Origin of the sequence: Pseudomonas sp. ADAK18 (assembly GCF_012935695.1) — a bacterium.
Lineage (GTDB): Bacteria > Pseudomonadota > Gammaproteobacteria > Pseudomonadales > Pseudomonadaceae > Aquipseudomonas.
The window spans coordinates 4,104,072-4,115,947 of the sequence record NZ_CP052859.1; the positions used below are offsets into that span (position 1 = coordinate 4,104,072).

The following is an 11,876-nucleotide window of genomic DNA, read 5'->3' on the forward strand; positions in this document are numbered from 1 at the left end:
GCAGGCGCAGTTGCGCGAAAGTCGAGTGTACCACCGGCTCTGGCCCCCTTGAGGGTACCGCCGGACGAAGTGATTTGTTCATCAAGCACGGTGAAGCTGCGCAAGGCTACAGAATATCGATTCGCTTCAAAAGCCTAATCTAGGGGGCAACCTTGTTTCGCCCACGAAACCAGCAGCCAAAAAACGGGAAACACCTTTGGGGTTTCCCGTTTTGATAGAGGCCATGTACCGCCCCTCGACGCGATATGGCGTGGAACCAACAGGTTGGAAAGGGCTGGCTTTCGGCGATGTTCCTCACGACTTCAGATCCGCCGGAACATTACCCATCTCTTTCGCCAGGTCCAGCCACGCCCGAGCCGCCGGCGGCAAATGGGCCTGATGCCGCCAGGCCAAGGCAATATGCCAATCGGTCTGGGGTTCGTCCAAAGGGATCAGCGCGATACCGGTATGTTTGTGTTTATGAGCCAGCATCCGAGGTAAAAAGGCGACGCCCAGGCCCGCTGAAACCAGGTCGACAATGAAGTCGATTTGCGCGCTGCGGGCCGTCACTCGTGGCACCACGCCCTTACGCTCGCAGGCGCTGAGAATGATACGGTTCAGGGCAAAACCGGACTCGAACAGAATGAACGGATGGTCGGCAAGATCAGCGAAATCCACTTGCTTGCGCCCTGCCAGCGGATGATCCACCGGCATCACCACCATCAGCGGCTCGACTCGCACATCCTGATACTCGAACTCCCCGTCAACCGGCACCAACAACGCCGCAAGGTCCACCTCGCCCGCCTGGAGGCACTCCTGCAGTTTCTTGCTGCCGTGCTCGATCAACTCGATATCAATCTCTGGATAGCGACGCCGATACAAGGCAAACATTGCCGCAAACAGCACACCACTGCCCACCGGCGGCAAGCCGATGCGCAATATGCCCCGCTTGAGCCCCAGCAAATCGTTGATCTCGGCCACCAAGTCACTGCGCTCGGCCAGCAACACCAAGGCACGTCGGTAGGCAATTTCGCCGGCGGCTGTCAGCTCGCTCTTGTGGCCGATACGGCTGAACAGCGCAGTGCCCAGCTCGTCTTCCAAGGTCTTGACCGCCTTGCTGACACTGGACTGGGTGAGCGAAACCACCTCGGCCGCCTGTGAGAAACCGCCCTGGCGTACCACCTCGACAAAAGCACGCAGCGTTCGAAGGTTCATGACTATTCCGTTTGCGACTGGATTCGAGTTGTAAAAGTTGTTTTTACCATGAAAAACCGTTGTCTATCCTCAGCCCATCGTTTTCTTTCTCCCGGGGGCCTCACTGTCCATGATCATCTCGTCCGCATCGGATTACCGCGAAGCCGCACGCCGAAAACTGCCGCGTTTCCTGTTCGACTACATCGACGGTGGCGCTTACGCCGAACACACCCTCCGGGCCAACAGCTCGGACCTGGCCGACATCAGCCTGCGCCAGCGGATCCTGAGAAACGTCGAGAGCCTGAGCCTTGAGACCACGCTGTTCGATCAGCCCCTGGCCATGCCGATCATTCTCAGCCCGGTGGGGCTGACCGGGATGTATGCACGGCGCGGTGAAGTCCAGGCCGCCAAGGCTGCGGAGAACAAAGGCATTCCTTTCTGCTTGTCGACCGTTTCCGTTTGCCCGATCGAGGAAGTGGCTTCGCAAAGTGCCCAGTCGATCTGGTTTCAACTCTATGTGCTGAAAGATCGCGGCTTCATGAAGAACGCCCTGGAACGGGCCCAGGCCGCCGGGGTGAAAAACCTGGTGTTCACCGTTGACATGCCGACCCCCGGCGCCCGCTATCGCGACGCACACTCCGGGATGTCCGGACCGTATGCAGCGTCGCGCCGGATGCTGCAAGCCATGGCCAAACCGGCCTGGGCCTTTGACGTCGGCCTTATGGGTCGCCCTCACGACTTGGGCAACATCTCCAAATACCTCGGCAAACCCACCCACCTTGAGGACTACATCGGCTGGCTGGCCAACAACTTCGACCCTTCCATCAGTTGGAAAGATCTGGAGTGGATCCGCGAGTTCTGGAAGGGCCCAATGATCATCAAAGGCATCCTCGACCCACAAGACGCCAAGGACGCCGTGAGCTTCGGCGCTGACGGCATCGTGGTGTCCAACCATGGTGGCCGGCAACTGGATGGCGTGCTGTCTACTGCCAAAGCCTTGCCACCCATCGCACAAGCCGTTGGCAGTGATCTGACGGTGCTGGTGGACTCCGGCGTTCGTTCCGGGCTGGACGTAGTGCGCATGCTTGCGCTCGGAGCCAAGGGCGTATTGCTGGGGCGCGCCACCGCCTACGCGCTGGCGGCTGCTGGGCAGCAAGGGGTGGAGAACTTGTTGGATATCTTCGCCAAGGAAATGCGCGTGTCCATGACCCTGACCGGCGTGACGTCGATTGCGCAGATCGATGAGTCGATTCTGGTGCGCGGACAAAACTGAGCTGAAACACAACAGCCCCGCTCTCTTAGCAAGACTGGGGCTGTACTTGCCACTCACTTATAAACAAGACGATTAACAAGCTTAACTGCAACAATCAAAAACCCTTCTCGCGGCATTTTTTACGACGCCAGCCCACAGAACCGACCCATCTCAAGCGTATGCTTACCTTCCCCGCACCTTCTTCGTGCATTTTTTTACTGAATAAAGCGGCATTCCCCACGTTTTATGTAATAAATCCTACACCGATGTAACAATCAGTTTAATGATGGCTCAATTATGGCAAGTCCCTGAGTTCACCGTCTGGCTCAAGGGGCATGGATCGTCCGTATTTTTACGTTAAGGATGTCGAGTGCCGAATCAGCCCTCTACCGAGCATCTCCGTCTTACCCGGAGCCTGATCGTTTCCCTGCTCTGCCTGGGCTCGTTACCGGTGACCGCTGCCGATGGGCCACAGGCTGGCCAGGAAGCCCTGCGCTTGCAGCAACAACAGCAGCGCGACCTGCAACAGCTGCAATTGGAACAACGCCAGCGCCAGATGCAACGGGGCAGTTTCGGCACCCAACAGGCAGCGCCAGCGCTGCCTGCGGATACCGTGAAAGATGAGCGGTGCTGGCCCCTGAGCGGTACGCGCCTGGCCGGGGTCACGCTGTTCAGCAAGACCGAGTTCAACAAACACATCGAACCCTATGTGGCCTCGTGTATGGGCGTCACCCAGATCAACCGACTGCTGGCCGAGATCACCCGCCTGTACGTCGAGGCTGGCTATATCGCCAGCCGTCCGTACCTGATCAGCACCCCGGCTGCCGGGCAGACCCTGGATATCCGCGTCGAAGAAGGCTATATCGAAGCCATCGAGCTGGCCGACCAGAGCCTACCGGTTTCATTGCGCGGGGCCTTCCCCGGAATGCTTGGCAAACCCTTGAACCTGCGGGACCTGGAGCAAGGCCTGGACCAGCTCAATCGCCTGCGCTCAGTGGACCTCACCGCCGACATTGCGCCCGGCAGCGAGCCAGGCGCTTCGCGGCTCATCCTGCGCTCGCGCAGCAGTGCCTCGCGCTGGGGCCTGGGCCTTGGCGTGGATAACCTCGGCAGCGCCGGTACCGGACGTGATCGCAACGCCATCAGCTTGAGCCTCGACAGCCCGCTGCAGCTCAACGACTCGCTCAACTTAAGCTTCAGCGACACCCTCAACCACGGCCCGCGTTACAGCCGCAGCAACAGCCTGTTTTATTCCATCCCTTACGGTTACTGGACCTACAGCCTGTTCGCCAGCCACGCCGAATACCGCTCGCCGTTCAAACTCAGCAGCACCACGTTCTATAACAGCGGCCGTACCGATCAGGTCAGCCTGCGTACCGACCGTGTGTTGTGGCGCGACCAGGGCCATCAACTGAGCGCCAATCTGTCGTTGGCCTACAAAGACGTCGACAGCTACCTGCAAAAGGTTCGCCTGGGGATCCAGAGCCCGACGCTGACCGTGGCCGAGGCCGGGTTGAATCTGTTCTGGCTCAACAGCGCAGTGTGGAACCTGGACGTCAATTACGCCCAGGGTCTGACCTGGTTCGGCGCTGACCGGGATGCCGACCAAGTGCAAAAGAACCTGCCCCAGGCGCAGTTCCACAAGTACCGCGCCAACCTCACCCAATGGCGCAATGGCCAGCTCAACGGCCAACCGTGGCAGTGGCAAAGCCAACTGTCGGCGCAGTACAGCCCCGATGCCTTGCCTGCTATCGAACAACTGCTGGGCACCGACGATTCGGCGGTGCGTGGCTATCGCGAAAACAACGCTTCCGGTGCGATCGGCGCCGTCTGGCGAAACACCCTGCGCTTGCCGCTCAACAGCAACCTGCCGGTCACGATCACCCCACGCCTGGGCCTGGACAACGGCTGGGTCAAGCGCGAGTACGGCGCCCAGGGCCAACGCCTGAGCGGTGCCAGCGCTGGACTCAACCTGAGCTGGAAGAACGTGCAGCTCGACTTCGACTACCAACGCAACCTGAACACCCCAGCAGGTTTTGGCCAGGAGCCGGAAGTCTGGCTGACGCGCCTGAGCGTGCAGATATGAGCCAGAAAATATGAGCTTGCACAGATAAGCCGATACGCGATTAGCCTGACATAACCGCTGTACCTGACCCCACAGCAGCGTCGCACCGAACGGCGCACTGCGCGGATCAGCCAACATAGAGCGAGACTTTTTATGCCCAATGACACCCACAGCTTTCACCTCTCCCCTAGCGGCAAACTGCGCTGGGCCATCGCCAGTCTGTTCCTGGTGCCTCAACTGGTATTGGCTGCGGGCCTCACGGTGGTCGAAGGCCCAGGCGGGACCCCGCAACTGCAAAATCAGGCCGGTGTGCCGATCGTCAATATCGTCGCGCCGAATGCCGGCGGCCTGTCGCATAACCAGTTTCTGGATTACAACGTCGATCGTCAGGGCGTGGTGCTGAACAACGCCCTGCAGGCTGGGCAATCCCAGCTCGCCGGGCATCTGGCGGCCAACCCGCAATTCCAGGGCCAGGCGGCCAGCGTGATCCTCAACGAAGTGATCAGCCGCAATGCGTCGACTCTCAACGGCGCCCAGGAGATTTTCGGCCGGGCTGCCGATTATGTATTGGCCAACCCTAACGGGATCTCGGTCAATGGCGGCAGCTTCATCAACACCCCCAATGCCAACCTGGTGGTAGGCCGTCCCGAACTCAATGACGGCAAACTGCAAGCCTTGAGCACCCGCGATGCTCGCGGTCAATTGACGGTGCAAGGCCAGGGCCTGCAAAACCGCGGTGGCTCGATCAACTTGATCGCCCCACGCATCGACAGCCAGGGCCGCCTCGACGCCCGTGACCAATTGAACCTTACCGTCGGCCGCAACCAGGTCGACTTCGCCAGCGGCGAAGTGCGCAAGGTCGATCCGGCCAGCAAGACCCAGGACCAGCGCATTGACGCCAGCCTGTTCGGCGCGATGCAGGCCGGACGCATCAACATCATCAGCACCGCCGAAGGCGCAGGTGTGCGGGTCGGCGCGGTGCAAGTGAACGGCCGCGACGGCGTCAAAATCAGCTCTGCCGGTGACCTCGATATCAGCGGCCAAGTGCACGCCAATAGCCTTGAGGCTACTCGCGCCGGGGTGCAGAGCCGCCAGGGCGATGTCGACCTTCACAGCGCCAAGGACTTGAGCCTGGCCGCGACTGATGTCAGCGGGCGCAACGTCAAGCTCGACGCCGGGCGCAACCTGACCCTGAGCAGCCTGGAAAGCCACAAACTCCAGCAAGATCGTGACAAGTGGGAAAACAGCAACTTTCTGTTCACCTACGAAACCTATGACGCCACCACCACCGACCAGGACTCACGCCAACACGGTAACAAGGTCGTGGCCCAGCAGAATGCCGCGCTGTCTTCCGGCGCCAAGACCGAGATCAAGGCCAGCAGTGTTGAAGCAGGCGACACCCTGAATATCAAGAGCGGCGACGATCTGCGCCTGAGTGCCGCCACCGAGACCCATGAAACCCGCGACCAGGGCAACCACCGCAAACACCTGTGGAAAGCCAACTGGGACAAGTCCAGCAGCGAGCAACGCAGCGTCACCAGCAGCCTCAAGGCCGGCAAGAATCTGGAGCTGACCAGCCAACAGAAACTGCAACTGCAGGGCGCAGAGTTGAAAACCCCGGGCGACATTCAACTGGCCGCCCGGCAAGTGGAAATCACCAGCGCCAGCCGCACCCAGAGCAACAGCGACAACTCCTACTCCGGCGACTTGGTAGGCGGCAGCTTCTTCGGCAAAAAAGGCGATGGCGACAAGGGCAAAACCTTGAACACCGGCAGTAAGGTCAACGCCGACGGCAAGCTGATCGTCAAGGCTGACGAAGTGCGCATCAGTGGCAGCCAGGCTCGTGGCGGCAAGCAAGCCAGTGTGATCAGTGAGAAAGGTTCGCTGGTGATCGACGGCGTGCGAGATATTTCCCACGACAACAGCTACAGCAAAGACAGTAAGTTTTTCGGTATTTCCAAGGATGAGAGCCGCAAGAACCTCAAGGACAGCACCGTCGTCGCCAGCAACCTGCGCTCGGACAGTAACCTCAAGCTGCAAAGCGCCAAGGACATCGAAGTCAGCGGTTCCAAGGTGTCGGCGGCAGGCGAGCTGAAGGCGGACGCCAAGGGCGATATCAAGATCGCTTCAGCAGAAAATACCTCCCACGACACCACCAGCACCCACACCCGTGGTTTTGACGGCTACGCCAAGGAAACCGCCGACGGCACCCGCCAGTACCGCGCAGGTGTGCGTTATGAAGACCAGCAGCAAACCAGCAAGACCGACACCACCCGTCAACAGGCCTCCAGCCTCAGCGGTGGCACCCTGGCCGTCACAGCGGGTGGCGACTTGAGCGTCAAGGGTTCCGACCTCAAGGCCACCGAAGGCGATGCAACCTTGAGTGGCAAAAACGTCGACCTGTTGGCGGCCCACGACAGCAGCACCAACGCCACCGACAAGACCACCATTGGTGGTGGCGTCTACTACACCGGCGGTCTGGACAAGGCCGGCAATGGCGCGGAGTTCAGCCATCAGAGCAGCAACGACACCCGCAGCAAAACCACCGCACAAACCAGTAACGTGGCAGCGACTGGCAAGCTGACCATCAACGCCGGTAACACCCTTACCAGCCAGGGCGCACAGGTCAAGGCCGGTTCCGAGTTGCAGGTCAATGCCGCACAAGTCGATAACCAGGCCGCCCACAACAGCGAAACCAGCACTCACAAAGAGAACGGCTGGACCGCCGATGTCGGCGCGAATGTCGAATACAAAGGCATCACCCGGCCGATCGAAAAAGCCGTCGAAGGTGTGGCCCAGACCAAGTTCCATCAGCCAGGATTGCTGGACGCCTTCGAGCAGCCCAATGTCGGGCTCGATGTGGAAGTCGGTCATACCAACAAGACCCGGACCCAGCAGGACAGCACGGCGGTGGTCAGCCAGTTCAGTGGCGGTACGGTGCAGGTCAATGTGGCTGGCAAGTTGCAGGATGAAGGCAGCCAATACCGTGCCACTGATGGCGGGTTGAAGATCGATGCCGGCAGCCACGTTGCCACGGCGGCGGCCAATACCCACAGCAGCAGCGAGCAAGGCGTGGACGCCAAAGTGGGCGTGCGGGTCTACACCACTACCGGTGAAGACCTGAACGTACGCGGCAGCGGCACGGGCGGCAGCAGCGACGTGCGGGAAACCACCAGCACGGCGGTGGTCGGCAGCTACGCCGGGACCCAGGGCGTCAACATCGACGCCAAGGGCGATGCCCGTTATGAAGGCAGCCAGTTCAATGGCGGCCAGGCGGGGGTCAACCTCAAGGCTGGCGGTGAGCTGGCGCTGAACCAGGCCAACGACACCCAGAGCAAAACCAGCAACACCTTGCGCGGCAACGGTTCGTTGACCGTGGGCACCGCCCCGGGCACCAACGGCACTAACGTCAACCTCGGTGCCAGCGTGCAACTGGACCATAAGCGCCTGGACACCCAGGACAGCCAGGCCCACGTCGCGACGATCCAGGGCAACGGCCCGGTCCAGCTCACCAGCGGTGGCGACCTGACCCTGCAAGGCACCCAGATCGGTAGCAGCACCGCCAAGACGGGTGACATCAGCCTCAATGCCGGTGGCAAGTTGGACCTGCAAGCGGCGACCAACACTCACGTCAGCAGTGGCAGCAACCTGGGCGGTGGCCTGACTATTGGTGCGGGCAAGACCAGCAGTGCCGAAAGCAGTGGCAAGACCGGCAGCCTGAGCGCCAACTTCAATATCGGCAAAGTCGCGGAAAACGATCAGGGCGTCACCGTGGGGCAGTTGCACAGCAACGGCAAGGTCACGCTCGCCAGCGGTGCCGATGCAGCCGATGCCATCCACCTGCAAGGCACCCAGATCAAGGCCGGCAGCGTCAGCCTCGATGCGCAGAACGGCGGCATCCTGCAAGAGTCGGCGCAATCAACCCAAGCTCACAATAGCTGGGCCGTAGGCCTTGGCGCAGGCGGCAGTGGCGGCAAAACCACCCTCGCCGATGCCGGTGAACACGACACGCCAAAGACCCAGCACGGCATCAATGCCCGAGTGAAAGTCGATGTCGATCATCTGCAAGGCACCACCCAGCACGACAGCCTGATCAAGGCCGAGAACGTGGTTATCAACAGCGCTGGGGATACTCATCTGGCTGGAGCACGGATCGACGCGGATCAGGTCAGTGGCAAGATTGGTGGAGATCTCGTGATAGAGAGCCGCAAGGACCAGGTCAGCAGTACCCAGGTCAATGTCGATGCCAAACTGGATGTCGAGAAAAACCAGCCCGGCGTAGTCGACAAACTGGCCAAGACCACCGGCCCGCTCAAGGAAAAGGTGCAAGCCAAGGCCGAGGGCGCATTCGACAAACACCGCGAGAAACTGGAGAACGTCGTCGACAAAGGCACCGAGCATTTGGTCTCAGCCAAGGACAGCGTGGTCAACACCATCGGTGATGCCAAGGAGCGCCTGGGGGAGAAACTCACCCGCAGCGGCAGCTACGACGTCAATCCGGAGCCCCGTGGCGCTTTCGGCACCCGCGTGGACAAAGCCAAGACCTACCTGGCGGACAAGAAGGATGCGCTGGGCACTCGCCTCTCCGGCGTCAAGGATAAGTTCTGGCCGAAAACCAGTGACAGCTACGCCGTCAGCGACAAGAACACCACCGGCAGCTCGGTGGCCAATACCGCAGAAGGCGTGTTGTTCGGCGACAAGAGCGGCAACACCACCTACACCCCGACCTTGAACCTGGACGTCAGCCATATCGTCAAGGACAGCGTCACCCAAGCGTCGGGCATCAGTGGCAATCGGGGCGTCAATCTGCAGGTCGGAGGCGATACTCGACTGACCGGCGCACGGATCAGCGCCAGCGACGGCAAGGTCAACCTCGGCGGCTCTACCGTCACGGCCACTACCCTGGCGGGTAGCGACTACCGCGCCGATGTTGGGCTGAACGTCTCGAAGTCTCCAGTTAACCTGATTCTGGGCGCCAAGGACGAACTGACCCAGAAACAGGACGAGGCCACCCGTAAGGATCAAGCCTTCAACCTTGGACCGCTGCGAGTGGGCGGGCACAGTGACAGCCAGGAGTTGCAGGCTGGGATTGATCAGAAGATCAACTAAGTAGGAGTGGCCCCAGTGAGAGCGAGAATACCTGCTCTCACTGAGGCCATCGTTGCGTCAGCCTTTTGCTGACGCGATGCAGCTATCACGCCGAGTGATCGTTGAACCAAGTGACCGCATTACCCACCGTACGATCCACGACATCCGGCTGGTCGTAGTATTGAAAATGATTGGTACCGTTCTCCCAGATGAGTTTCTTGTCTGAGGTGGGGATCGATTCAAAATGCCGGCGAGCCGCAGCCGGGTTCATACAGCTATCAGAATGCACAACAAGGGCCGGTTTCTTGAGCTTTGCCACACCCGGCACGGTGGTGTAACTGAAGTGGTCCAAGTCACTCATGATTGCGTAGCGATTCTCCCACCCCTTGAGCGTCCAGGGGCCGTACCAACTCCACACCAGAGGGCCGGGCAACCCTGCGCTTGATCCAAGCACGGGATCACCAAGCTCGGCACAGACCAAAGGTTGATACACGACCTCGCCGGTTGCCTCGTAGCGTGCCTTGGCATCGCGTGCGCGCTCCAGACGTGCAGCCAGCAAAGCCTCCAGTTGTTCGGTTGTCGGCGCGGTCGCGGCATCAAAGGGATTCTCACAGACACCCGCAGCAATCATGAACAGGTCGGTTTCACGGTCACGGTAGTAGCCCGTAATCGAAGCGACCGCCTTGACCCGATCGTCGTAGGAGGCAATGTCCAGCATCTCCGGACCGCCCTGGCATATGCCAAGCAGGAAGACGTGGGCACTATCAATGTCCTCGCGGGTGAGCAGGTAATCGAGCGACGCGACGACATCCTCATTTTTCATTTTCGGATTTTCAAGCCGCCGCGGCATGCCACCACTTTCACCCACCGTTCGCGGATCAAATGCAAGGGCGGCGAATCCCTCATCTGCCAACCGGGTGGCGTACTGAGTGGGTGCCTGCTCCCTGGAAAAAGAATAGGGGCCCAGAACCACAACCACCGGGAACGGCCCCTTTCCTTTAGGCAGGAAGAGCACGCCGACCACATCGTCGCCATGGGACTTGAACGTTACCTTTTCAGGTGTGTAGTTACCGTGTACGGACATGATCCACCTCCAGCGTTGTGAGTTCGCGGAGTTTATGGAATGCTCATTACCACGACTATGACCACAATATTTGATAAACAAATGAACATTGCTCATCAATTGAAGGGCGCGGATCTCTTTACGCTGACCGTATTTCTGACGGCCGCCAGACATCTCAATTTTCGCGCAGCGGCTGTGGAACTTGACGTCACGCCCTCAGCAATCAGCCACTCGGTGAAGACGCTGGAGCAGCGACTCAGCGTTCGCCTGTTCAATCGGACCACTCGCAGTGTTTCCCTTACCGATGCGGGTGAACGATTGGCGATGAAGCTGGGCCCCGCCATGTCCTCAATCGCTGATGCAATGCTGGAAGTGGATGATCTTCGCGCAACCCCCAGTGGCACGATAAGAATCAATGCCAGTGAGGGTGCCATCCGCATGGTTCTGCGACCGGTGCTAGCCCGCTTCCTGCGTGAGTACCCGCAAATTCATCTGGATATCGTAAACGACGGAAAGCTCAGCGATATCACAGGTGACGGCTTCGACGCAGGTATCCGGCTGGCTGAGGCGGTGCCACAAGACATGATTGCCATTCGCCTCACCGACAACATCCGATTTGCAGCAGTGGGATCGCCGACCTATTTTGCCGCACACGGTCGCCCGGCAGTGCCCCAAGATTTGCATCAGCACGACTGCATTCGATTTCGCTTCGACAGCGGAGCGATATACCGGTGGGAGTTTGCGCGCCAGGGGGCTGTAGAGACGATCAACGTCAATGGACCTCTGACGCTGACCGATCAGCCGCTCATGGTGGATGCGGCAATTGATGGCATTGGCATTGCGTTCGTGCCGGAACACTTGGCTTTGGAGGGGTTGTGCGACGGCAGATTGGAACGTGTTCTGGACGACTGGTGCCCGAGCATGCCTGGGCTGCGTCTCTACTATTCCGGTCACCGCCATGTTTCAACCGCGCTCAGGGCATTGATAGCCACGATTGCGAAACCGCAATAACGTCTCGGCGTCAGGGATGACGGAAAACGGGCTCGCGAAACAACACTTTCCGATCCCGTACATTCACCAAATCACAGGCAAAAAAAAACCCGGAAATCCTCACTTACGTGGGCCTTCCGGATTTTCTAAACCGCCAAAAATGGTGGGTCGTGTGGGATTCGAACCTACGACCAATTGGTTAAAAGCCAACTGCTCTACCAACTGAGCTAACGACCCGCTGTGTT

At 59.8% G+C, this 11,876-nt stretch carries 6 protein-coding genes and 1 tRNA gene; 4 read left to right on the forward strand and 3 right to left on the reverse strand.

The features are described from left to right. Window positions 1-294: 294 nt before the first annotated feature. Window positions 295-1,194, reverse strand: coding sequence for a LysR family transcriptional regulator (locus HKK55_RS18535; RefSeq protein ID WP_169356006.1), 900 nt, complete (start codon window positions 1,192-1,194; stop codon window positions 295-297). A 109-nt stretch (window positions 1,195-1,303) separates the two neighbouring features. Between HKK55_RS18535 and lldD the strand changes: the two genes are divergently transcribed. The 3 genes from lldD to HKK55_RS18550 all read left to right on the forward strand — a co-directional run bounded on the left by lldD (window position 1,304) and on the right by HKK55_RS18550 (window position 9,599). Next, window positions 1,304-2,446: an FMN-dependent L-lactate dehydrogenase LldD gene (gene lldD / locus HKK55_RS18540; RefSeq protein ID WP_169356007.1), complete on the forward strand. Its 1,143-nt coding sequence runs from the start codon at window positions 1,304-1,306 to the stop codon at window positions 2,444-2,446. Window positions 2,447-2,843: 397 nt separating this feature from the next. Continuing rightward, window positions 2,844-4,511: a ShlB/FhaC/HecB family hemolysin secretion/activation protein gene (locus HKK55_RS18545; RefSeq protein WP_237151378.1), complete on the forward strand. Its 1,668-nt coding sequence runs from the start codon at window positions 2,844-2,846 to the stop codon at window positions 4,509-4,511. 132 nt (window positions 4,512-4,643) lie between these two features. Continuing rightward, window positions 4,644-9,599 carry a hemagglutinin repeat-containing protein gene (locus tag HKK55_RS18550; protein ID WP_169356009.1) on the forward strand — a complete coding sequence of 1,652 codons (4,956 nt, stop codon included), beginning with the start codon at window positions 4,644-4,646 and terminating at the stop codon, window positions 9,597-9,599. Between the two features lie 85 nt (window positions 9,600-9,684). Here the strand turns inward: HKK55_RS18550 and HKK55_RS18555 are convergent, their stop codons facing one another. After that, on the reverse strand, window positions 9,685-10,662 hold the full coding sequence (locus HKK55_RS18555; RefSeq protein ID WP_169356010.1) for an alpha/beta hydrolase: 978 nt from the start codon (window positions 10,660-10,662) through the stop codon (window positions 9,685-9,687). A gap of 39 nt (window positions 10,663-10,701) precedes the next feature. Between HKK55_RS18555 and HKK55_RS18560 the strand changes: the two genes are divergently transcribed. Beyond that, entirely contained in the window at window positions 10,702-11,652 is a 951-nt protein-coding gene (locus HKK55_RS18560) for a LysR family transcriptional regulator (RefSeq protein ID WP_237151269.1), read from the forward strand. Between the two features lie 140 nt (window positions 11,653-11,792). Here the strand turns inward: HKK55_RS18560 and HKK55_RS18565 are convergent. Next, a tRNA-Lys gene (locus tag HKK55_RS18565) sits at window positions 11,793-11,868 on the reverse strand. Between the last annotated feature and the right edge of the window lie 8 nt (window positions 11,869-11,876).

Coding starts and splice junctions, on each gene's coding strand:
- HKK55_RS18535 (WP_169356006.1), bottom strand. CDS start 1,194: ATGAACCTTCGAACGCTGCGTGCTTTTGTCGAGGTGGTACGCCAGGGC.
- lldD (WP_169356007.1), top strand. CDS start 1,304: ATGATCATCTCGTCCGCATCGGATTACCGCGAAGCCGCACGCCGAAAA.
- HKK55_RS18550 (WP_169356009.1), top strand. CDS start 4,644: ATGCCCAATGACACCCACAGCTTTCACCTCTCCCCTAGCGGCAAACTG.
- HKK55_RS18555 (WP_169356010.1), bottom strand. CDS start 10,662: ATGTCCGTACACGGTAACTACACACCTGAAAAGGTAACGTTCAAGTCC.
- HKK55_RS18560 (WP_237151269.1), top strand. CDS start 10,702: ATGCTCATTACCACGACTATGACCACAATATTTGATAAACAAATGAAC.